This is a genomic window from Janthinobacterium sp. GW823-FHT06H09 (assembly GCF_058794735.1).
Window position 1 is genome coordinate 134,694 of the sequence record NZ_JBXAHC010000002.1, and the last position, 23,222, is coordinate 157,915.

The window sequence follows — 23,222 nt, forward strand, 5'->3', positions numbered from 1 at the left end:
GCCTATGGATCTCAGCACGTTTCACTCGCTGATGGGAGGCCCGCTGCGCTCGGCGCTGACCGTGCTCGTTTCCGCCCTGCTCGTCACCCTCGTCGCCATCGGCGTGCACCGGGCCGGCATCGGCTTGCTGAAAAGACTGGCCCATGGCCACGCGCTGGCCAGCAACGTGGCGCGCGTGGCCTTCCGCGCCAGCCAGCTGTGCCTGATCGTCTTCGGCCTGCGCATGGTGCTGGCCAGCGCGCCCGACGACACGCCCGGCCTCGTCGCGATGTCGCACCTGGCCAGCGTGGCGCTGATCATCGCGCTGACCTGGCTGGCCATGCAATGCATCGAGTCGCTCAGCATCACGATTTCCCAGATCAATCCCGTCGACGCGGCCGACAACCTGCGCGCGCGGCGCCGGATCACGCAAGCACGCGTGCTCACGCGCAGCGCGCATGCCATCGTCGTCCTGCTGGGCGTGTCCTTCGTGCTGCTGACCTTGCCCGGCGCAAGGCAGATCGGCGCCAGCCTGCTGGCCTCGGCCGGCGTGGCGGGCCTGGTGGCAGGTATTGCCGCCCGGCCAGTGCTCGGCAATTTCATTGCAGGGCTGCAAATTGCGTTTTCGCAACCGATCCGCATCGACGATGTGCTGATCGTCAATGGCGAATGGGGCACGGTGGAGGAAATCAAGGGCACCTACGTGGTCGTGCGCGTGTGGGACGAACGCCGGCTGATCGTGCCGCTGCAATGGTTCATCGAAAATCCGTTCGAGAACTGGACGCATACCTCCTCCGACATCCTCGGCACAGTGTTCCTGTGGCTCGATTTCAGCATCCCGATCGAGCCCCTGCGGGCGGAACTGACGCGCATCTGCGCATCCGCCAAGCAATGGGACGGCCGCGTCTGCACCGTGCAGGCGACGGATTCGAACGAGCGGGCCGTGCGCGTGCGTTTCCTGATCAGCGCGGTGGATTCAGGCACGGCGTTTGAATTGCGCTGCCTCGTGCGCGAGCAGATGCTGGCCTTTATCACGACCAATTATCCGCACAGCCTGCCCCGCTTGCGCTCCACGCTCGACCCCATCGAGCTGCACGCCATGCAGGCGCAGAACGATACGGTGCAGTTGTACAAGGCATAACAAAACCTGCGGCGCGCTGCCCCGGCCCATGCGCCGCTAGAATAGGAGCATGAGCACCACCGCCTGGTTCATCCTGATCGGTTGCCTGATGCTGGCGCGTGGCCTGGGCGCCGACGGCATCGCGCGCCTGCCATTGACCTCGGCCATGGCTTACCTGGGCGTGGGCCTGCTGCTGGGCCCCCTGTTCCTCGGCCTGTTCTCGTTCGACCTGGTGCAACAGGCGCCCCTGCTGGAAACCCTGACGGAAATCGCCGTCCTCATCTCCCTGTTTTCCGCCGGCGTCAAAATGCCCGTGCCCTTCAGCCTGGCGCGCTGGCTGCCCTCGCTGCGCCTGGCGTGGCTGTCGATGGCCATCTCCGTGGCCCTCGTGGCGGCCTTTGCCTGCCTGCTGCTGGGCCTGCCATTGGGCGCGGGCATCCTGCTGGGCGCCATCCTCGCACCCACCGACCCTGTGCTGGCCACCGACGTGCAGCTGCGCCATGCGGGCGACAGCGAGCAATTGCGCTTCATGCTGACCAGCGAGGCGGGCATGAACGATGGCAGCGGTTTTCCTTTCGTCATGCTGGGCCTGGGCTTGCTGGGCTTGCATGAACTGGGGCCGCATGGCGCCACCTGGCTATGGCGCGATTTACTCTGGGCCAGCGCGGGCGCCATCGCCCTGGGCGCGGCCGGCGGCGCGCTGCTGGCCTGGCTGGGCTGGCAGCTGCGCGCCAAGGAGCCGAAGCATGAAGTGCTCGATGACCTGGCGGCCCTGGGTCTGATCGCCCTCGTCTACGGCGTCTCCACCTGGCTGCACGCGTGGGGCTTCCTGGCCGTCTTCTTTGCCGGCGTGGCCTTGCGCCAGACGGAACTGCGGCTGGCCGGCGCGCCGAAAGACCGGCAAGGCTTGCTGCAGGCGGAAGAAACCCATGCCGTGTCCGCCGCCAAACCGCACGACAGCGAGGTGACGCTGACCGTCAGCGGCGAAGCCCTCGTCTTCAAGGAACATCTGGAACGCCTGTCCGAACTGACCCTGGTGCTGTTGCTGGGCGGCGCCGTCACGGCCGCCGCCTGGAGCTGGCGGGCGTGGAGCGTGGCGCTGTTCCTGTTGCTGATGGCGCGTCCGGCCAGCGTGATGCTCGGCTTGCTGGCTTCCGGCACCAGCGTGCGGCTGCGGGGGCTGGCCGCCTGGTTCGGCGTGCGCGGCATCGGCTCGCTGTACTACCTCAGCTATGCCATCGCGCATGGCTTGCCGCGCGGCCTGGCGCGCGAACTGGCCGACATCACCCTCGTCGTCGTCATCGTCTCCATCGTCGTGCACGGTCTGACGGTCAAGCCTTTGCTGGAACGCTACTGGCGCAAATAACTGGCCAAACAAGCACCCGCCGCTCCCTTTGTCATTGCTGCAAAGCAATGATTTGTCAATTGCCCCTATGGCGGACGGAAATATTGTTAAGATAATTAAAAATGGCAAAAGAGAGAATCAATGAAACGACGAAGCATGCTGGGACTGGGCGTCTCACTGGCCCTGCTGCAAACGGGCTGCGCCACCGATCCGGCCAGGCTGGCGTGGGAAACGGAATTTGACGGCTTCATGCGCGATGGCCTGGCCCGCACGGAAACGCCGGGCATGAGCGTGGCCGTGGTGCGCGGCGAACAAACCGTCTTCGCGCGCGGCTATGGCTGGGCCGACATCCAGGCCGGCAAGAAGGCCGATGCGAACACGGTGTTCCATGTCGCCTCCGTCAGCAAACTCGTCACGGCCACGGCCGTCATGATGCTGCTGGAACAGGGCGCCTTCCAGCTCGACGACAAGGTGGCGGCCTACCTGGACTTTCCGCTCATGCATCCAAAGTTTCCCGACGTGCCCATCACCTTTCGTCATTTGCTCAGCCACACCTCGGGCATTTCCGACGCCGTGTACGACAAGACGACGGCGTTTGCCGTCCAGGGCGACCCGCGCTTGCCCCTGCGCGACTTCGTCAAGGGCTATCTGTCGCGCGGCGGCGCCTGGTATGACGCGGATGTGTCGTTTGCCGCCCGGCCCGGCACGGAATGGCGCTACAGCAATGTCGGCATCGCCCTGCTCGGCTATCTGGTCGGCCGTTTGAACCCCGATGGCCTCGACGCCTACACGCGCGAGCACCTGTTCGAACCGCTGGGCATGGACAGCACGGCCTGGAACTTGGCCGGCTTGCCGCGGCGCGCCGTCGTCGCCCAGCCGTACGCGCACAAGGAGCCGGGCCTGCAAGCGCTGCCGCCCGTCGGCTATCCGGACTGGCCGGCCGGCCTGCTGCGCAGCTCGGCGCAGGACTTTGCCCGTTTCCTGGCCATTTTCAGCAATGGCGGCCGGGTCGATGGCCACCGCTACCTGCAAGACGCGACGCTGCAACTGTTTTTCGCCCCGCAAGCGGCCCCCGTCCTACCCGCCGATTCATCCGTGCAGCAAGCGCTGGTATGGCTGCTGCGCGACGTCGACGGCCGGGCGCTGGCCACGCACAGCGGCGGCGACCCGGGGGCCGCGTCCGTCGTCTGCGTCGACCGGGCCAGCAAGACGGCCGTGCTGGCCTTCGCCAACGTCAGCGCCGACAAGGAGTTTCGTTCATTCCAGAAAGAAGTCGTGCTGCGCCTGCTCGCGCACGGGGCCGGCGGCGCGCCAGCGAGGTAGGCATGGCGCTTGTGTGAACGGGCGCACGGTAGCGCCTGGGCAAGAACGTATGCTGTGCTGGTCAAACTTGACCATCAACGAGGAGACCAGCATGACGAACCGCATCGGCAACAAGGACGTGGCGCAGCAGCGCAGCAAGAGTGAAAAAGCCCGCATCAAGGCGCAGAACATCGCCGCCGAGGCGGTGAAGAAGGCTGAAGCCAGGGCCAGGTACCGCAACGCCGTCAAAGGCCAGCCGGGTCTGCCCGCTGCCGGCGGTTAGGCGCCGAACCAGCCGCGCAGTTTCTCGGCGGCCCGTTCCTTGACCTCGGCCGTGATGTAGGTGGCGACGGTGGCGACGGCCGCCGCCAGCACCGCCAGGTCATCCGCATAGCCGACCACGGGCGTGATGTCGGGAATCGCATCGATGGGTGAAATGAAATAGCCGAGCGCGCCGTAAATGGCCGTCTTGGCCCACAGCGGGGTGTTCGGCTGCTGGGCCGCGTAGTACAGCCACAGGGCTTTTTCGATGACTTCGCGCCCCGCCGTCTTGGCGAACTTGACGACCTTGTCCCAGAAGCTGTCATCCGTGTATTTCTTTTCATACTGCTTGTCGGCCTGGGGGGCGTGGTCTTCTTCCAGATTCTTTTTTCTGCCAAACATCTGCTGCTCCTGTCTGCCGCGCACGGCGTTACGAATGCGCACCTTAGCATAATGGCGCGCCGGGTGGGCGGCCTGCAAGGTAAGCTATCGTCATGGAAATATCTGCCACCACCACGGCCCGCGCCGCCGGCCTGCGTTACACGGGCGACCATCAGAACGGCATCGCCCGATCGGGCAAGCCCGGCAAGTTCCGCTACCGCGACGCGGACGGCCAGATCGTACGCGATAGCGCCGCCTTGACGCGCATCAAGGCGCTGGCCATCCCGCCCGCCTGGACGGACGTGTGGATCTGCCCGCACGCGAATGGCCATTTGCAGGCGACGGGACGCGATGCGCGGGGCCGCAAGCAGTACCGCTACCATGCGCGCTGGCGCCAGGTGCGCGACGAAGTGAAATATGAGCGCATGCTCAGCTTTGGCCGCGCCCTGCCCGCCATCCGCGCCGCCGTCGCGCGCGGCATGCAGCTGCCGGGCTTGCCACGTGAAAAAGTGCTGGCCACCATCGTGCACCTGCTGGAATTGACGATGATGCGCATCGGCAACGAAGAATATGCGCGCACGAACAAATCGTTCGGCCTGACCACCCTGCGCACGCGCCACGTGCAGGTCGACGGCAGCGCCGTGGCCTTTCACTTCAAGGGCAAGAGCGGCGTGCGCCACGATATCCGCCTGAGCGACCGCAAGCTGGCCACGGTGCTGCGGCGCATGCGCGAGTTGCCGGGCCAGGAACTGTTTCAATACATCGATGACGCTGGCGCTCGCCACGGCGTCGATTCGGGCGACGTCAACGATTACCTGCGCGAGGTGACGGGCGAAGACTACACGGCCAAGGATTTCCGCACCTGGTCCGGCACCCTGCTGGCCGCGCTGGCCCTGCAGGCGTTCGAGCAGGTCGATTCCGATGCGCAAGCGAAGAAAAATATCGTGCAGGCAATCGAGTCCGTGGCGAAAAAACTGGGCAATACGCCGACGATCTGCCGCAAGTGCTATGTGCACCCGGCCGTGCTGGAATCGTATCTGGAGGGCAGTTTATTGGAAGGCATGCGCGCGCGGGCGCAGGAGCAATTACGGGAAGAACTGCCGGCGCTGGCGCCGGAGGAAGCGGCCGTGCTGGCTTTGCTGCAGCAGCGCCTGCAGAGTGCGGTCAAGCCTGGCGCGCGGGCTGGCGCTGGCACTGGGCCGACAGCGTGAGGGCATCGCTGCGGCACACGGGCAAGGCGCCATGCCCCGCTTCGCGCGCCACGGGGGCCGGCGCGGCATCGCCGTTCTGCGCCTCGCCCGCATTCATCAAAGTGGCCGCCAGGGTCGAAAAGGTGAACAGGCAGATCAGCAGGAATGGCTTGTTCACGTGAAGGGACTGGCCTGGCTTTTGCATCGCATACTCCGTCGGACTGGTTGGCTGTTGCAGCATGGACACGATCATCGCGTGTTTCCACAAGGCATACAATCAGACGGTTTCGACAAGACGGGTAGGACAGCGCTGACAGACTCAGCCATAAATGCCGATGTCGGCAAATTTGACACCTGCTCCGGCCCGTCCGAGACTAGCCCTTGTTTTTGCAGCATAATCCAGACAGGAACGTTTCCTGCTTGACCTCTCGCCTGGGCACGCTTGGCGCCAGTCAACGGGGGAACGATCATGAGCTTTATCAAACAAGTGCTGCTGGCGCTGCTGCTATGCGCAATGTCGGCCGCGCACGCCACCAGCATCGGCTACACGGCAACGTCGCTGGGCGGCACGCAGTGGCGCTACGACTACACGGTCAGCAATACCACCCTGGCCGTGCCCATCGAGGAATTCACCTTGTTCTTCAGCGTGGGCACCTACGCCAACCTGCAGAGCGTCTCCACGGCGCCGGGCTGGGACGTGCTGCTGGTGCAGCCCGATCCCGCCATTCCCGCCAGCGGCTACCTCGACGCGCTGGCGCTGGCCGGCGGCATCGCCCCCGGCGCCACGGCCACGGGCTTTTCCGTCACCTTCGATTACCTGGGCGCGGGCAGTCCCGGCACCCAGCCGTTTTCCATCCTCGACCCCGTCTCCTTCATCGAACTGGAGGCAGGCATCACGCAGCCGGCCGCCGTGCCCCTGCCCTCCACGCCATGGCTGCTGCTGGCCGGCGTGCTGGGCTTGGCGTGCCTGCGGCGCCGGCAGCTGGCGTGTGCCGCGCTGGCCACAGGCCTGGCGCTCGGCCTGTGCGCCTGCGGCGGCCCCAACGATCCCACGCAGTCGCCCGCGCCGAAGGTCATGCTGGCGGCAGCGGCAGCCACAGTCCAGGCCGCCGGCGACTTTGAAGTGACGATGCTCGATAAAGTGGCTGAACAGCGCGTCAGCCGCACGGTCTGGGACTACACTTACCGCGTGCACATCCGCAACAATGGCAGCGAGGCGGCCGGCAATGTGCAAGCCGTGCTGGCCAGCGCGCCAGAAGGCAGCACCATCATCGATGGCGACGTGCAGGCCGGCAGCATCGGCGCGGGCGCCACCGTCACGCCCGCTGACACCATCACCCTGCGCATCGAGCGCAGCATCGCCTTCCAGAGCGCCGGCCTGGCCTGGACTTTCAGCGCCAGCACCGGCATCGCGCTCGACCCCGTGCGGCCCGCGCAAGTGGTCGTGCTGCCGCTGTCCGGGCTGGGCTTTCCCGACGGCGCCGACAGCGTCAAGGCCAGCGGCGCCGTCACGGACGTGCTGCTGCAGGAAGGCAGCCTGCGCTTTTCCACGCCGGGCGACACGGGTGTCGACCAGCATGCGCAATTTTCCCTCAGCAAGGGCGGCAAGGTCACCATCCTGGATCTGCTGATCCAGACCGAACTGCCGACGGCCGTGGAAACCTATGTGGAGCCGAACGACGACGGCAGCGTGCCCGCTGCGGCGCCCGTGCTGGCCATCACTGGGCTGGGGCCGAACAACCGCCTGCAGCCGGGCGGCATGGCGTTCCGCCTCGTGGGCGCGCCGCCGCTGGCCCTGCAGGACGACAGCGACGGCCTGCTGTCGATGCCGGACGGCGCGGCCATCAGCCTCAAGAGCTACTGGACGTTCGATGCGGCCAGCGGCACCTTCAGCATCGGCGCCACGGCCATGCAGCAACTGCTGGCATCCTTGCCCAACGGCAGCTACGACCTGAACCTCAATTTCGTCTCGCAGGATGGCGAGTTCACGGCCAGCTATGCCTTGATCGTCATCAAGTCCGGCATCGTGCTGCAAGGACAGCTGCGCACGCCCGCGGGCGGCAATGCCACGGGACTGGCCGGCAAGAAAATGTTATTGGCCGGCTACAACAACCGCCAGCGCCAGGTGGCCGTGGTCGACGCCACAGGCGCCTTCCACTTCGATGGCGTGCTGCCCGACACCTACCAGCTGACCTTGAACGACCTCGTCCATCCGAACGTGGTCAGCGTCAGCGCCGTCGTTTTCAACAGCAGCAGCAACGTCAATGTCGACATCGTCTATCCGTATGCGGCGAGCCCGGCCTTGCGCGCCGAGGCGAAGACCTATACCGCCGGCAGCGTCACGCAGGATGGCGCCGCGCCGCCCGCGCGCGAGGTGCCCGCCAGCCATCGCGCCGCGGGCGACGTCACGCCGCAGGATGACGCGGACAGCAAGACCTTCACGGCCACGGCGGCCGCGCAAAACCAGACCATCAGCTCGCCCATCGCCTTCACGGTGCCCAAGGACACGAAAAACGTGGGCGTGAAAATCACCGTCAGCACGGCCGAGTATCCCGTCTACACGACGGCGCAAAGCCAGTACAACGATACCTGGTCCTATTCCGTGACGGGGCTGCCCGGGGTCAACCTGGCCGCCGCGGGCGCCGTCAACCAGAGCCACTTTACGCAGGGCACCATCGTCAGGACCGAGTGCGTCGATGTCAGCAAGCAAACCAAGGATGGGGCATTGACCCTGGGCGGCAATGTCAGCGCCACGAATATCGGCGACAGCGCTCTGGCCACCGTGACGACGGTGGAACTGAGCCTCGCGTGCAAGGGCTTGAAGGTGACGCTGGCAAAATTCCTTTCGCCCAACAAGGATGCCCACCCCGTGTTGCAGCCGATCAAGTTGACGGGCAATCTGGCGGGACCGTATGTATCCGTGTCGCAAGGAAACGCCACGGCCACGCACACCTTGCCGCTGGAATTGCACTACACGCCGGCGGCGGCGACGATTACGGAAGTGAACATCGGCATTGCGTCCGGCGGCGGCGACCCCGCCTTCAGCACGCAGAATTTATTGTCCCAGACCAATACCAAGACTGCCGGCACCGTGAAATTTCCCAGCCTGGTACTGCCCGCCTTTGCCGGCGCCAAGCTCGACAAGAAGGCCGTCGTCACGGTGCGCCTGAAGGGCCGCATCGACAATACCGATGCCAGCTCCGACCCGGCCGAAGGGGGACAAGTGGCGTTCAAGGGCGACACGGCCTATATCCCCCTGTACCTGGCCAACGACGAGGCGGCGCTGGCGGCGCGGCGCTACGGCACGCGCGATCCTGGCGGCGATTCGTGGGCCACGCGCCTGGCCATCGCCTGGCTGGCGGGCAAGGCTTACCGTTTCGACGACATCAGCGGCCAGCACGTGACGCAGACGGCAACGGGCCGGTCCATCCTCGGCCACAGCGGCCACAGCGACGGCCAGCAGATCGACCTGCGCTACGCGGACGGCGCCGGCGGTTATACGGACGCGCTGGGCGGCCAGAACGACGGCGCCGCCATTCACCAGCTGATCAACGACGCAAAAGCGGAAGTGGTGGCCAACCCCGCGCAAAAGCCGAAACTGGCGGCGCTGCTGGCGTGGATCGCGGCGAACCGGGCCATGCTGGCCCAGGAAGCGGCGCCGGTCAGCACGCGCATCATCTACATCGGCCCCAGCTTCATCAAGCTGGCCCTCGTTGACGGGCGTTTTTCCGCCGCACCGGCCGACAAGATCCCCGGCGCGGGCGCCTGGACCAAGCCGGCAAAAGTGCACATCGAGACGGGACACCTGAGCCACTGGCACATCAGTATCACGGCCCATCCGTAGGCAAGGTCAGGCGGGCAGATCGGACAATTCCAGCTCCGAAAACCCCGCCCGCCGCCGCGCTTCCAGGTTGAACGGGCCGCGCAGGGTGGGCGCTTCATAGCGCAGCGCCAGCTCGGCATACGTCGCGCGCAGCTCCAGGCCGCGCTGCCCGCACAGATAGCCGTACCAGCGGTTGCCGATCTCGACGTGCCCCACTTCGTCGCGCAGGATGATGTCGAGGATGGCGGCGGCGGCCAGATCTCCCGCCTGCGCCAGCTTGGCGCGCAGCGGCGGAATCGCATCGAGGCCCCGCGCTTCCAGGGTGCGCGGCACCAGCGCCATGCGCGCCAGCACGTCGCCGCGCGTCTTGTCGACCATTTCCCACAGGCTGTCGTGGCCGGGGAAGTCGCCATACGTGTGGCCCAAGACCTGCAGGTGCGCCTGCAGCATGGCAAAGTGCGTCGCTTCCTCTTTCGCCACGCGCAGCCAGTCCGTGTAGTATTCAGCCGGCAGGTCCGGGAAGCGCCACAGGGCATCGAGCGCCAAATTCATCGCGTTGAATTCGATATGCGCGAGCGCGTGCACCAGCATGGCGCGCCCTTCCGGCGTGATCATCGAACGCCGCCCCACCAGGCGCGGCGGCACCAGTTCCGGACGCTCGGGCCGGCCCGGCACGGCGCCCGTGGGCGCCAAGTCCGCCTGCGCATCGAGTGCCAGCGGCGCCGCGGCCATGGCGGCCACCATCGCCACCTTGGTCGCCGGGTCCGGTTCCAGCAGGCAGGCCAGCGCAGTGCTGCGTAACTCGCGCAATTGCGCCGGCGCGGTCGAAGTCGATGGGGATGGCTGCATGGGCATACTTTCGTGCGCGTTTCAATGAGGGGCGCAGTGTATCAAATTGCCTGCCCCAGCAGCCAATCGAACAAGGCCTGCACCCTCGCCGGCAGCGGCCGAGCGGCATGCACGAGGTAATACGCCTGCGGGCTGGGCAAGTTGAAAGGGCCGAACGGCAAGACCAGCTGACCGCTGGCCAGCCACGGCTGCACCAGCTGGCGCCGGCCCATGGCCACGCCAGCGTGGTGGATGGCCGCCTGCGCGCACAGGTCGGCGCGGTCGAAGCGCAGGCTGCGCGCCGGCAAGGTCACCTCCGGCGCCTGCCCGTCCAGCCACAACCGCCACTCGGCGTCGGGCGCGCAGGCGGGCCAGGCCAGGGTGTCGTGCAGCAGCGTCGCGCTGGACAGCTGATGCGGCGCGTCAAACAAGCCGTGTTCGCGCGCATAGCGCGGGCTGCACACGGGCGCCAGCCATTCCTCCATCAGCTTGCGCGATGCCAGACCGGGAAAGTGGCCGTCGCCGTAATGCAGGGCCAGGTCGACCTGGCCGGCGCGAAAGTCCACGCTTTCATTGCCCACGCGCAAGTCGATCGACACGTCCGGATACTGTGCAGCGAAGCCTGCCAGGCGCGGCACCAGCCAGCACTGGGCGATGGACGGGCGCGCATGCACGGTGATGCTGCCCGCCAGCGCATCGCCGCCGGCCAGCGCCGCCTGCAGGCCGTCCCAGCCGATTTGCAGGGCGGCAAAGATGCGCTCGCCGTCGGCCGTCAGTTTGACTTGCCGCGTCAGGCGCTGGAACAGCCGCAAGCCCAGGCTGCTTTCCAGCCGCGCGATGCGGTGGCTGACGGCGCTGGGCGTGAGCGCCAGTTCCTGCGCGGCCAGCGCGAAGCTGGCATGGCGCGCCGCCACGAGAAAGGTGTGCAGGTTGGCGAACTGGCTGGCCGTCAGCGTGGACATGCGCGGCATGCCGGGCGGCATCACGCGGATCCGGCCGCCAGCAAGGCGCGGCCGCGCGCCACGTAGGCAGCCATTTCCTGCTCGGGCACCATGCTGCCGCCCGTACCCCACACGAGGTGGGTGGCCGTTTCCAGCTGCGCCTGGTATTGCGGCGCGGCCAGCACGGCAGGGATGCCCGCGAAACCGGCCACGGCGGACGGTTCCAGGCGCAAGCCTTGCGTTTGTTCCAGCGTCGCCAGCAAGCGGTACAGTTCTTCGTCGGTGACGGTGGCGTAGCCGTCGATCAGCCGCTGCATGGCGCGCCCGACGAAGCCGGACGGGCGTCCCACGGCCAGGCCATCGGCGGCCGTCAGGTTGTCGATGCCGATTTCCTGCACGCTGATTCCCTCGTGCAAGCCCGTGTGCACGCCCAGCAGCATGCACGGCGAGTGGGTCGGCTCGACGAAGACGCAGTGAACAAAATCGCCAAAGGCCAGCTTCAAGCCGAAGGCCACGCCGCCGGGACCGCCGCCCACGCCGCACGGCAGGTAGACGAACAGGGGGTGATGCGCATCGACCGCGACGCCGGCCGCTTGGAACTGGGCTTGCAGGCGCTGGCCCGCCACCGCATAGCCGAGGAACAGATCGTGCGAATTTTCATCGTCGACGAAGTGGCAGGTGGGGTCGTTCTCCGCCTGCTGGCGCCCCGCTTCCACGGCCACGCTGTAGTCGGTCGCGTACTCGACGACGGTGACGCCGTGGCTGCGCAATTTATCCTTCTTCCATTGCCGCGCATCGGCCGACATGTGCACGGTGGCGCGAAAGCCCAGACGCGCGCTCATGATGCCGATCGACAAACCCAGGTTGCCCGTGGAGCCGACGGCGATCGCATACTGGCCAAAGAAGGCGCGCACGGCGTCGCTGGCCAGCACGCTGTAGTCATCGCCCTCCTTCAGCAAGCCCGCGTCCAGCGCCAGCATTTCCGCATGTTTCAACACTTCATGGATGCCGCCGCGCGCCTTGATCGAGCCGGAAATGGGCAAATGGCTGTCCTGCTTGAGCCACAGCTGACCGCTCGTCATGTCTAAGGCCGCCTGCATGGCGGGCAGCGGCACGACGGGCGACTCGATGACGCCGCCGCTGGCCTGCGTTTCCGGAAACGCCTTGGCCAGGTACGGCGCGAAGCGCGCCAGGCGCGCGCTGGCATCGGCCACGTCGTCCGCCGTCAAGCCCACATCCTTCAAACCCTCGGCCGCCGGGGCGATGCGGGGATTGAACCAGCTCAAGGGCTGCAAGGCCATCAGTTCTGTAAGCAGGGGAAATTTTTCGCGCAGCGCGGCGATGGCGGGAGTGGGCAGCATGGCAACCTCGTGTAGGAACAAGCCATGATTAGAGCGCATCCGGGCGCCGCTGGCAAACGATGGTTGATCAGGCAATGCATGAGAGAATGTCATCTATCCCGCATTCATCCCCAGGCACTAACCTTGGCCCATAGCTAAATTTAATTCTTGAAGGCACTATCGATTAAAGAAAAATTTCCACAAAGTCACAAAAATAAGTTATCTTAAAGGCAAATAAAGGAGACATTTTTTCTCTTTTCTACCGAGGCAAAAATGCGCTCCAAGAATGACAAAGTTACTGCTACGAATATGGATATCCTCGACTGCGCAAGGCAGGACGATTTGACGGCCCAAAAGGTCGAGGTCGGCATTATTTTCCAGGAAATGCTCGATACCGCCACGGCCGCCGCCTACCTGGCCAAGAACAAGGTGCCGATCGCCACCGCGCTGCGCGTGCTGACGGGCTCACGGCGAAAAAAGAGCGGAGGCGGAAGTTGATGGCTCTGCGGCCGGTGAGCGGGGAATGGTCTGCCTGAACAGCTCAGGACTTCAAGGGAGGAGGCGCCACTTCATACCAAACCCGTATCCCTCGCTCAACCTTGGCTAACGCCGTCCAGCCTCGCGTTTCCGTGATGGTTTCGATGTTGACCGGACGAACGCCGGTTTTTAACAGCCATTCATTGGCCAATACCAGCGACCGGTCCATGCCATCGGAAAGCGGACTGCCCGCAGTGGTCGAACGAAAATCTTTAAATGCGATCATGGACACCTTTATATTAAGTCAGCTTCATTTCAGCAGATAAAGCCTTCAGCCTCCGCTATCGCACCCATGTGCGCCAAACGCCTGAAGCAGGCGCCAGAGAGCATAACAAATTACCGTCGAGAAACATGCGCACATTGTCACGACCACATGGCGCTCGCCGATGCGGCGTTGCCAGCGTGCGCCTTCCCCCCGCATCGGCGGCAGGAAGACGCACGCTGATAGCAGGCTTAAAACTTCAGCTGCAGCCCCAGGTCAATCGACCGTCCCTCGGCCGGCAAGGCTTGCAGCGCCCCGCCGTTCGCTTTCAGTCCAGACAGATACACGCCGCCGAGCGGGTCCGCATACGCGCGGTTGAACAGGTTGCTCACGCCGGCGCTCAGGCTGGCCATCTTGTTCAATGCCACGCTGCTGCGCAGGTTGACGAGCGCATTGCCGCCCGTTTCCGGTTCGAAGCGGCGGGCATCGACCTTGTCCTTGCGGGCCACGATCTTCGTTTCGATGCGGCTGCTCCAGGCGCCCAGCTTGTGCTCGACGGCCAGCAAGGCGTTGAACGGCATCATGCGGTACAGGTCGCCGCCATCGCTGCGCTTGCCCCGCGTGTAAGCCGCATTGCCCGTCGCCATGAAGCGGCCCCAGCGGGCGCTGTCGGCCAGCGGCAGCTGCCAGGCCACATTCGCGCCGTACAATTTGGCGTCGTGGTTGGCAAAGCGCAGCAAGTTACCGTTCGCGCCCATTTTCATATACGGGTGGAAAGACGCCAGCACGTCGACGTCGATGTAATTGTCGACCTTGCTGTAATAGGGATTGACGCGCAGGAACCAGCCCTCCTCGCCGCCGCCATGCCAGTCGGCCGTGAACGCCGCCGTGTACGCCGTCTCGGGTTTCAGGTCGATATCGCCCACATAGCCGTTGCCGTCGCCAAACCAGTTGGTCATGGTCATGGCCATCGAGCCGCGGCCCCACGAGTAGCGCTCGTACAGGTTGGGCGAGCGCACCTTGCGCGCCAGCGCGAATGCATAGCTGCTGGCAAGGTCCGGCGTGAACGTCGCTTGCGCGGAGGCATCGATATTCGTGTCGCGCTGGCTGCGGCTGCGCGCATTGAAGGCCTTGGCGGCCATCACGTCCGGCATGTTCATCATATTGGTGCCGTACGATTGCACGTCGCCCGACTCCATGCGCACGGATTCGCCGCGCACGCCCAGCACGCTCGTCCAGCGCGCATCGTGGCGCGTTTCCAGCTCGCCGAACAGCACGGCGCGGTCGCGCTTGCCGTCATTGATGTTCAGGTAGGTGCGCGGTCCCATCATCATGGAACCGGGCACGGCCGGCCAGTAATCGTCGAGGCGGAAACCGTGCCACTCCTGACCCAGGCGCAACTCGCCAGCCCCTGTCGGCAGACTGGCCATCAGCGCATAACCGGTGTTGCGGCCATGCGTAATCATCGGCATCGTGCCCTTGCGCTCGGGCGTGAAAAAGCCCATTTCGTGGTCCGTCTGCTGCCAGTAGGCGCGCGCGTCCAGCACGCCCCAGGCAAATGTGCCCTGGTAAGCGAGGTTGGCGAACTGGCCATGGTTGTCCGTCATGTCCATGTACTGGTTGGGAAAACCCTGGTACGGGATGTGCTGCACGCCGGCGCGCAAGGTCAGCTGCTGACCATCGCCCTTCGCCGCCAGCACGATGGCCTGGTTGATGCTTTCAAACATGCTGGCCAGCACTTTATTGCCGTGGCCGTCTTCATAGCTGTGGCCGCGCGTGTAAGCGCCGCTGTAGCCGATGCTGAGCACGTCGCTGGCGGCCGTGGCATGCACGCTGGTCGCCACGCTGTTGTTGACGCTGCGCCCCGACACGGCAAAGCTGCCTTGCGTGAGCAGGCCCGCGCCCGGCCGGGCGAAGACGGGCGCGTTCGATTGCACCTCGATGGTGCCGCCGATGCTGTCGCCGCCCGCGCTGACGGGGGTCACGCCCGCGATCAGGCGGATGCGCTGCACCTGTTGCGGATCAATGTACGACAACGGCGCATTCATATGATTGGCGCAGGCCGACGTCAGTTCCATGCCGTCGATGCGAATCTTGAGGCGGTCATCGGCAAAGCCATTAACCACTGGCAAGCCGGCCACGCCGCCGCCGGCCGCCACGCTGTAGCCGGGCGTGCTGGAGAGCATCAGCGCCGTGTCGGCGGCGGGACGGTAGCCGTCGCCTATGGCCGTGACGATGACTTTCATTTCCGGCAAAACGGTGGTGCCTGCTTCATTGTACGTTTGCGCCACGGCGGGCATGGCGATGGCGAGGGAAATCAAGAACGGTAAATGTTTCATGGTGCTGCTTTCAGATTCTGTATAGGTAAGATGAACAGGCGCAAGCGCACGGCACGCGCGGCGCAAGGCAGTTCAGGGAAAGGGACAGATCAGAAAGCGGCGGGAGGCCCACGGGGCTGGACGGGCGTCCAGGCGAACAATGGCGTGGCGGATTGGTAGAACAGTTCGGGCAGCAAGCCCGTGAGGAGCTCGCCGGAAGCGAGCACGAGGGTGGTGGGCGGTATCGACAAGGTATCCGCATGCATGCTGCAGCAGGGGCAGTCGCCCATGCGCATGCTGCCCTTGGACGTATCAGGCGCGTCAGTGGACAATGTTGCGGGCAACATGTTCATGCCGCCCGCCACCGAGCAGATTTCCAGGCTGGGCACGGCCATGCCGCTGGCGACCGTCAGCGCGCGCGACACCGTAGGGGCGAGCGTGGCCAGGAAGATGGCGATACACGCGATCCACAGGACGATGCCGGCCTTGCCTTTGCTGATGAACATGGCAACATTGTATCAGGGCAAGGCCCCTGCGCACAGGGTGCAAGTCAAACCTTGCTTACAACGCCTAACAAAACCGTAGCGAGCGGAAGGGAGCTGTGGCTGAGAAGCGGAACTGTGCTTGGCACGGGGCCGCCGAGGCAGTGAGCATCGCAGGCCGCAGATCACGACGCGCAGTAGGTTTTGATAGGCGTTCTTACAAATCCACCTTCATCGACAGCTTGATGGCGCGCGGCGCGCCCGACGCCAGCCGCGTGCCCGCGCCGGCCCAGTAGCGCTTGTCGGCCGCATTTTCCACGTTCAGCTGCCACACGACGGCCTTGTCCATCACGCGGCTCGCATAGCGGGCGCCCGCGCTGAACAGGCTCACGCCGCCGAGGAAGGCCTGGTTCAGGTCGTTGACGGGACGGGCGCTGTTGTAATACGCGCCGCCGTTGACGGACAGGCCAGGCACGGCGTCAAACGCGTAAGCGAGGAAGGCGCTGGCCGTGCGTTTCGACGCGTTTTCCGGCGCCTTGCCATTGTAGTCGGCGTTGATGTGCGCAAAGCTTGGGTCGAGGAACTGGGCCGACGTTTGCCACGACAGCTGGCGCGTCAGTTTGCCTTGCGTCGAGAGTTCCAGGCCACGGTAGCGCTGTTCGCCGTCCGACGTGAAGACGTTGCTGCTATTCGTGTAATAGCCGGGGCGCGTGATGTCGAACAGCGCGGCGGACAGCAAGGTGCCGCCCGGCGTCAGCCAGCGCGCACCGAGCTCCTTCTGCTTGCTCACGCCGGGCGCCATCTTGACGCCCTGATTGGCTGTGCCCGTCGGGCCCGTTTCACCCTCTTCCAGACCCCGCGCCGTGGACGCGTAAAACGACAGTTCGGGCGTGGCCTTGTAGATCAATGAGGCCATCGGCGTCGTCTTGCTGACGTCGTAGTGGCTGGCACCCTGGTCGCTCTGATAACTGCTGCGGCGCACGCCGATGACGCTTTGCCATTGCGGGCTGAAGACCATGCGGTCGAGCGCGTACAAGCCCGTGTCGCGCGTCTCGAGCGCAGCCGTCGTCGGCGCCGTCGGCTTGGGACCGAACACGACATTCGTCACGGGCACGGGCTTGTACAGGTTTTGCGACGCGATCGTGTAGTTGCTCTGGTAGATAGGATCTTGCGACTTGTCCGTGCGCGAGGCGCCCAGGGTCAGTTCATGGGCAATCAAACCCGTATTAAAGTTGCCGGCCAGTTCCGCGCGCAGCAAGTCCGACGCCGTCACGCTGTGCTGGATATTGCCCGTGATGCGGCCCGCGCCCGTGGCCAGGGCCGCCGCGTTATTCAGGCGGAAGATCGCCAGGCGGCGGTCGCGCGCCGTTTCCGAGTGGCCCGCCTCCACCGTCAAGGCCCAGCCATCCGTGATGGCGTAGTCGGCGCGCAATTGCGCGTTTTTCGTCTGCGCCTCGAAATTCGACCAGTCGGGGCCGATCAAGTTGCGCGGATCGACGGCGCGCGGCAGGTTGATCACGCCTTTCACGGCGGTGGGCAAGGCCACGCCCGCCTGCTCCGTCACCTTGCGGCGGTCGTATTCCAGGTCGGCTTTCAACAGCAGTGTATTTGTCACCCGCCAGTCCAGCGCCGTGGAGAGAAAGCTGCGGTTGCCATTGCCGACATGATCGAGGTAGGAACCCAGGGTGCCGCCGGCCGCGTTGATGCGCACGCCGAATTCCTGCTGCGCGCCGAAACGGCGGCCCACGTCGACATTCGCCACGGCACTGCCCCGGTCATCGAGGCTCAGGCCCATGCTGGTGACGGGCTTGCTGCCCGCCCGCTTGGTGACGAAGTTGACGACGCCGGCCGGCGACGTAAAACCGTAGTACAGGGCCGAGGCGCCCTTCAGCACTTCCACCCGTTCCTTGTTTTCCATGGGCACTTGCGAGAAATTCATGATGGGCATGGAACCGTTGAGGCGGTAATTCGTGCGGTTTTCCACGGCGATGCCGCGTATCACCAGCTGATCCCAGGTTTCGCCGCCATTTTGCTGGCGCGTCACGCCCGCCGTATTGCGCACGGCATCGTACAGGCCGGACACGGCTTGCTGCTCCAGCAATTCGCGCGTGATCACGTTGACGGTCGACGGCACGTCCATGATGTTGGCGCCGCGAAAGCTGCCCGCCTCCGTCGTGACGGGCACCAGGCCTTGCGCGCGGGCGCCCGTCACTTGCACGGCTTGCATGACTTTCTCATCGCCAGCCGTCAGATCGTCCTGGCCGCTGGCGGCATGGGCCGCATGGGAAGCGAAGGCCAGCGACAGGGCCGCGGCGACTGGAAGTAAGCGGGTGCGGGGAGAGACGACAGGCATGACATCGGGCTTTCAATGAGAAAATATGTACGGATGGAAACTTACGGTTAGCGCGCATGATACCGATAATGAGAATCATTATCAAGTAAGGGTGGGTTTGTGTGAGTTTTACAGGAGAAACAAGGCCACCCTGGCGCCTGTTATCACTTGAACACGTTTGGATTTTGCAGACGAGGCCGCAAAGAGGCATACTGACAGTCACGGCGTGCAGGATGTGCCGCCCAACAAGATCAAAAGGTAAGTTCGTGAACACAATCGACAACAAAAGCGTGCAGACGAAAACATTTCGCTGGAAACGCTGGCAGCGCTGGGCCGTCGGCACCGGCTGCGTCCTGGCCGCCTACAGCGCGGCCGGTTTCTGGCTGGTACCCTACGTCATCAAAAACCAGCTGCCCAAATTTGCAGAAAAAGAACTGGCGCGCCAGGCCAGCATCGCCGACGTGCGCTTCAACCCGTTCACCTTGCGCCTGGAAGCGGACCAGATCGCTTTCAAGGAAGCGGCCAGCGCGGGTGGCCAGAGCGGCGCGCCGCTGCTGTCCATCGGCGCGCTGGCCGTGCAACTCGAATGGAAATCCATCGTGCGCCGCGCCTGGAGCCTGGCGGAAATCCGCATCACGGCGCCGCAGGCGCAGTTGACCATCACGCCGGACGGCAAGTTCAACCTGGCCGAAGTGCTGGCCACCTGGCAACGCAATCATCCGGACAAGAGCGACGGCGGCATGCCGCGCCTCGTCATCGGCCACTTTGCGCTGGAGCAAGGCAAAGTGGACTGGCAAGACCAGAAGGCCGGTTATGCGGACAACTTCACGCCGATCAACTTTACACTCGACAATATCTCCACCCTGCCCGATGCCAACGGCAGCTACAGCCTCAGCGCCGACGCGGCGCGCGGCGGCAAGCTGCACTGGCGCGGCACGGCCTCGCTGAGCCCGATCCGGGGCGAAGGCGAGTTGATACTGAACGACGCTTCCCTGCCCGGCCTGGCCGCGTATTTGAAGGCGTACACGCGGGCGACGGTCACCAGCGGCAAGCTGTCGGCCCGCCTGCCCTACGCCTTTTCCTATGCCGACGGCACGCTGCAAGCGACCGTCAAGGGCGCGGGCCTGGCCTTGCGCGACCTGGCGCTGGTGCAAGACGGCAAGGGCGCGCCATTTACATCGCTGGACACCCTGGGCATCGCCGGCGTGAACGTGGATCTGGCGCGCCAGAACGTCACGGTGGATAAAATCAACTTGTACGGCGGCAAGGTGGCCGTGCGGCGCGACAGCAAGGGCGAGATCGACGTGGCGAACCTGATGCTGCCGGGCAATCCCGCACCTGCAGCACCGGCCGCCGCGCCAGCCAAACCTGGCAAGTGGAAGGTGGATTTAAAACAGCTGGCGCTGGCCAATGTGGACGTCTCCGCCATCGATGAAACCGTCACGCCTACCCTGCAATTGAGCGCGAAACAGTTGCAACTGCAGCTGCAGCTGGGCTTGCAACAAGGGCCAGCGGGCATGGCCACCGTGATCGACGGCGCCAATTTCAGCCTGGCCGACCTGGCCATGCAACGGGGCACGCAAACCCCGTTCAAGCTGGCCCAGCTGGGCTTTACGGAAGGCAAGATCGTCCTGGCGGCGCGTAGCGTGCACCTGGGCGCCGTGACGGCCAGCGGTGCGCAGATTGACCTGGCGCGCAACCGCCAGGGAGAGTTTGCGATTGCGCAAAAACTGCCCGTGTTTTCCTCCGGCAAGGCCGACGCAGGCAAGGAAATCCCTTCCGCGCCGTGGTCCACGACGGTAGACAAGGTGGAACTGAGCAAATTCGGCGCCCGTTTCGAAGACGCGGGCACGGGCATCAAGGGCACGCTGCAGGATGCCAGCCTGTCGCTGCACAAGGTCAGCAACGACATGAAGCAGGCGCTGCCGTTCGAGCTGGGCGTGGGCCTGCGCGAAGGCGGCTTGCTCACGGCCAACGGCAAGTTCGTGCCGGGCACGGGCGCCGTCGATGCGCAACTGAACCTGAAACAGCTGACCCTGGCACCCGTGCAACCGCTGCTGGCGCAGCATCTGAAACTGAAGCTGGCGGGCGGCACTCTCTCCGGCAGCGGGCGCCTGACGACGGGCGGCGGCGCGCCGAAGGCACCGAAAGTGCGCTATGAGGGCGGCGTGGATATCGCCGGCCTCGTGCTCAATGAAACGGATGGCAAGCGTTTTGCGTCATGGAAAAGCGTGCGTGCCGACAAGCTGACAGCGAGCGTGGGCCCGGATTTTGTCGACATCCCCGAGCTGCGCGTGGTCGAACCGAATGCGCAGCTGATCATCGAAAACGACCGCAGCCTCAATGCCCAGCGCCTGCTGGTGAAGGCGCCCGAGCCGGCCACGGCACCCGCTCCTGCTACCGCCACCGCGCCTGCGGCCGACGCAGGTTTCCCCGTGCGCGTACGCCGCGTGCGCCTGCAGAATGCCAAGCTGGACTTTGCCGACCTGAGCCTGCGGCCACAGTTTGCGGCGAAAATCTATGAATTGAACGGCGTCGTCACGGGCCTGTCGACCAAGCGCGATGCGCGCAGCCAGATCGAACTGGACGGCCGCATCGACGAATTCGGCCTGGCGCGCGTGCGCGGACAATTAAATCCCTTCGCCCCGACCGACAACACGGACTTGAACGTGGTCTTCAAGAACGTCGACATGGTATCCGCCTCGCCGTACACGATGAAATTCGCCGGCTATAAAGTGGCGGAAGGCAAGATTTCGCTGGACTTGCAATACAAGGTGCGCAACCGCCAGCTCGACGGCACCAACCAGATCGTGCTCGACAAGCTGACCCTGGGCGAACGCATCGACAGTCCGGACGCCCTGAAGCTGCCGCTGGAATTGGCGCTGGCCATCCTCAAGGATAGCGACGGGCGCATCGACCTGGGATTGCCCGTGTCGGGCGACATGAACGACCCGCAATTCAGCTATGGCGCGCTGATCTGGAAAGCCGTGGGCAATGTGCTGACGAAAATCGTCACGGCGCCGTTCCGCGCGCTGGGCAACTTGCTGGGCATCAGCGCCGACAAGCTGGAATCGATCGACTTCGATGCGGGCAGCGCCGTGCTGCTGCCGCCCGAGCGGGAAAAACTCAAGCAGGTGGCGCAGATCCTCGCCAAGCGCGAACAGCTGAAGCTGGCCGTGCCGGGCCAGTACAGCGACACGGACGGAGCCGCCCTGCGCGCCCAGGCCGTGCGCCGCGCCGTCACCGCCAAGGCCGGCATCAAGCTGGAAGCGGGCGAAGAACCGGGGCCGTTGAACCTGGGCGAACGCAAGGTACGGGGCGCCCTGCGCGACCTGTATGGCGAACGTTTCGGCAAGGCCGAGCTGGACAGGCAGAAAAAGGCGGCGGAGTCTGCCGCACCTGCCCCAGCGGCGGCCTCCGCCAGCGCTTCCGCGCCGGCGGCGGCCAAGATCCCCGTCTTCCAACGCCTGGGCAAGCTGATCGAGGGCGAGCCGCAAGTGGCCGACACGGGCGCGTTCTACAACGGCTTGCGCGAACAGCTGGAAGCCAAGCAGCCCCTGCCTGCCGATGCCTTGAATAAACTGGGTGCCCAGCGCAGCGCGGCGATTGTGGCCGCCCTGCAGCAGGACGGCACGCCGGCGGCCAGGGTCAGCGCGGGCGCGCCGGAAAAAACGGAGGCTGCGCCGGGCAAGCTGGTGGGGCTGAAGCTGGGATTGGCGGCACAATAAAATATGGAAACCATCTGACGCATGAAAAACCTCGACAAGGTAGCACCCTATACATCGTCTGTCGCGCAAGGCGACTGGGGCACAATGACAACGTTACTTGCTGAAACAGCAATATCGGCCAAAGACAGCATCTCCTTTGCTGACAAGACGCTGCTGGCTAATTACGTCTACAAAAAAAATGGCACCTACAAGCTGATATATACGACTGTCGCGATGGATGGCAGTATTGAAAACTACGCCGAGGATGACGGCATTTTGCCGACACTGTTCCTGAGTCCGGATCAGGAAAATTATGTCTCCGTCATCCCCTATCATCCTGATAAAGAACTGGAAATCAGCATTCCCGTCTTTCATCGTGAGGGTGTGGAATTACCAAAGGGTAACCGTCCATTTACAGGAAACTTCATTGGAACGACGGACTCGTATTCGATATTTCACGATGTGCCTTTTGAAGATAACAAGCCGGACAAAATCCTGGCCATCGAGTTTATCAATGGAAAACTGAAGAAGAAACACAATGTCAAGATTCCATTACCCGCAAATAACCGAATTTCCATTTGCGACAAGACAATTCATTTGCTGGCCAATGACGGCAGCATTCTCCTGCACCGGGAGATCGATGAAAAAGGCAACGTCCTGCGCTCGCGGGAAATCGACGCGAAGGATATCGATGTTTTACAGATACTGAGCTCATCGTTCGACAAGGATTCTTATCTGCTGGCGCAAGACAACGATAAAATCATTCTCGAAAAAATAGATGCGGCTGGGGCAAGCGAAATCATTGCATTGGTGGACTTTGCCGATCCACTGTTCAATACATGGCAACCAGTCGACATCGCTGACGACACTTTTGTCACGCGTTTCAATACCGAGTTTGGAAACGGCTGGCTGACCACGAAAAATGATAAGTTATTGGAAATATTCTATAGCAAAGGCGAGCAAGGCTACAGGAACTTGCTGACAAACGCGCTTTTGCCCATACCCCGTGACAAATTGGTCATTTCCAGCATCAACAAGACCACGGAGCATGCTTATGCGGTCGTGTTCTACCCGATGGGCGACGATACAGCGGAGAATGCCGAACTCATCGTCTTGAATCGCCGCGTGCCATAG

At 64.3% G+C, this 23,222-nt stretch carries 18 protein-coding genes; 9 read left to right on the forward strand and 9 right to left on the reverse strand.

The features are described from left to right. Positions 1 to 4 precede the first annotated feature (4 nt). From AC1Q6X_RS03200 to AC1Q6X_RS03215, 4 genes are all read left to right on the forward strand, one after another. Positions 5 to 1,120 carry a mechanosensitive ion channel family protein gene (locus AC1Q6X_RS03200; RefSeq protein WP_070218622.1) on the forward strand — a complete coding sequence of 372 codons (1,116 nt, stop codon included), beginning with the start codon at positions 5 to 7 and terminating at the stop codon, positions 1,118 to 1,120. 49 nt (positions 1,121 to 1,169) lie between these two features. Then, positions 1,170 to 2,465, forward strand: a complete 1,296-nt coding sequence (locus AC1Q6X_RS03205; protein WP_070218621.1) for a cation:proton antiporter domain-containing protein — start codon at positions 1,170 to 1,172, stop codon at positions 2,463 to 2,465. A gap of 120 nt (positions 2,466 to 2,585) precedes the next feature. Next, positions 2,586 to 3,767, forward strand: a complete 1,182-nt coding sequence (locus AC1Q6X_RS03210) for a serine hydrolase domain-containing protein (RefSeq protein WP_492495057.1) — start codon at positions 2,586 to 2,588, stop codon at positions 3,765 to 3,767. Between the two features lie 91 nt (positions 3,768 to 3,858). Continuing rightward, positions 3,859 to 4,029 (forward strand): hypothetical protein, encoded by a 171-nt coding sequence (locus AC1Q6X_RS03215; RefSeq protein WP_162995635.1) that lies wholly within the window; start codon positions 3,859 to 3,861, stop codon positions 4,027 to 4,029. On the opposite strand, the gene AC1Q6X_RS03220 is transcribed toward AC1Q6X_RS03215, so the two are convergent. After that, positions 4,026 to 4,409: a YkvA family protein gene (locus AC1Q6X_RS03220; RefSeq protein WP_046685558.1), complete on the reverse strand. Its 384-nt coding sequence runs from the start codon at positions 4,407 to 4,409 to the stop codon at positions 4,026 to 4,028. The genes AC1Q6X_RS03215 and AC1Q6X_RS03220 overlap by 4 nt on opposite strands. A 92-nt stretch (positions 4,410 to 4,501) precedes the next feature. Here AC1Q6X_RS03220 and AC1Q6X_RS03225 point away from each other — a divergent pair, with 92 nt between their 5' ends. After that, a complete protein-coding gene (locus tag AC1Q6X_RS03225) occupies positions 4,502 to 5,599 on the forward strand; it encodes a DNA topoisomerase IB (protein ID WP_492495059.1) in 1,098 nt (365 codons plus the stop codon). Here the strand turns inward: AC1Q6X_RS03225 and AC1Q6X_RS03230 are convergent. Beyond that, positions 5,553 to 5,819: a hypothetical protein gene (locus tag AC1Q6X_RS03230; protein WP_139142899.1), complete on the reverse strand. Its 267-nt coding sequence runs from the start codon at positions 5,817 to 5,819 to the stop codon at positions 5,553 to 5,555. The genes AC1Q6X_RS03225 and AC1Q6X_RS03230 overlap by 47 nt on opposite strands. A gap of 228 nt (positions 5,820 to 6,047) precedes the next feature. Here AC1Q6X_RS03230 and AC1Q6X_RS03235 point away from each other — a divergent pair, with 228 nt between their 5' ends. Next, positions 6,048 to 9,422: a hypothetical protein gene (locus tag AC1Q6X_RS03235; protein ID WP_492495062.1), complete on the forward strand. Its 3,375-nt coding sequence runs from the start codon at positions 6,048 to 6,050 to the stop codon at positions 9,420 to 9,422. Positions 9,423 to 9,428: 6 nt separating this feature from the next. On the opposite strand, the gene AC1Q6X_RS03240 is transcribed toward AC1Q6X_RS03235, so the two are convergent. From AC1Q6X_RS03240 to dsdA, 3 genes are read right to left on the reverse strand one after another with little or no spacing between them, the layout of a single operon-like run. Beyond that, a complete protein-coding gene (locus AC1Q6X_RS03240; protein ID WP_492495064.1) occupies positions 9,429 to 10,250 on the reverse strand; it encodes a ferritin-like domain-containing protein in 822 nt (273 codons plus the stop codon). A gap of 41 nt (positions 10,251 to 10,291) precedes the next feature. Beyond that, positions 10,292 to 11,191, reverse strand: a complete 900-nt coding sequence (gene dsdC / locus AC1Q6X_RS03245) for a DNA-binding transcriptional regulator DsdC (protein ID WP_492495066.1) — start codon at positions 11,189 to 11,191, stop codon at positions 10,292 to 10,294. Between the two features lie 20 nt (positions 11,192 to 11,211). Next, positions 11,212 to 12,531: a D-serine ammonia-lyase gene (dsdA, locus tag AC1Q6X_RS03250; protein ID WP_492495068.1), complete on the reverse strand. Its 1,320-nt coding sequence runs from the start codon at positions 12,529 to 12,531 to the stop codon at positions 11,212 to 11,214. Positions 12,532 to 12,819: 288 nt separating this feature from the next. Here dsdA and AC1Q6X_RS03255 point away from each other — a divergent pair, with 288 nt between their 5' ends. Continuing rightward, positions 12,820 to 13,008: a hypothetical protein gene (locus AC1Q6X_RS03255; RefSeq protein ID WP_139142897.1), complete on the forward strand. Its 189-nt coding sequence runs from the start codon at positions 12,820 to 12,822 to the stop codon at positions 13,006 to 13,008. 43 nt (positions 13,009 to 13,051) lie between these two features. Here the strand turns inward: AC1Q6X_RS03255 and AC1Q6X_RS03260 are convergent, their stop codons facing one another. From AC1Q6X_RS03260 to AC1Q6X_RS03275, 4 genes are all read right to left on the reverse strand, one after another. Beyond that, the gene (locus AC1Q6X_RS03260) at positions 13,052 to 13,273 is read right to left on the reverse strand and encodes a hypothetical protein (protein WP_139142896.1); all 222 of its coding nucleotides are present in this window, start codon (positions 13,271 to 13,273) and stop codon (positions 13,052 to 13,054) included. Between the two features lie 227 nt (positions 13,274 to 13,500). Beyond that, the gene (locus AC1Q6X_RS03265; protein WP_492495071.1) at positions 13,501 to 15,588 is read right to left on the reverse strand and encodes a TonB-dependent receptor; all 2,088 of its coding nucleotides are present in this window, start codon (positions 15,586 to 15,588) and stop codon (positions 13,501 to 13,503) included. A gap of 89 nt (positions 15,589 to 15,677) precedes the next feature. After that, on the reverse strand, positions 15,678 to 16,073 hold the full coding sequence (locus AC1Q6X_RS03270; protein ID WP_492495073.1) for a DUF2946 domain-containing protein: 396 nt from the start codon (positions 16,071 to 16,073) through the stop codon (positions 15,678 to 15,680). A gap of 193 nt (positions 16,074 to 16,266) precedes the next feature. Continuing rightward, a complete protein-coding gene (locus AC1Q6X_RS03275) occupies positions 16,267 to 18,402 on the reverse strand; it encodes a TonB-dependent siderophore receptor (RefSeq protein ID WP_492495075.1) in 2,136 nt (711 codons plus the stop codon). A gap of 245 nt (positions 18,403 to 18,647) precedes the next feature. Here AC1Q6X_RS03275 and AC1Q6X_RS03280 point away from each other — a divergent pair, with 245 nt between their 5' ends. Both AC1Q6X_RS03280 and AC1Q6X_RS03285 read left to right on the forward strand, forming a co-directional pair. Further along, the gene (locus tag AC1Q6X_RS03280) at positions 18,648 to 22,109 is read left to right on the forward strand and encodes a DUF748 domain-containing protein (RefSeq protein WP_492495077.1); all 3,462 of its coding nucleotides are present in this window, start codon (positions 18,648 to 18,650) and stop codon (positions 22,107 to 22,109) included. Between the two features lie 21 nt (positions 22,110 to 22,130). Next, a complete protein-coding gene (locus tag AC1Q6X_RS03285; protein WP_492495079.1) occupies positions 22,131 to 23,222 on the forward strand; it encodes a hypothetical protein in 1,092 nt (363 codons plus the stop codon).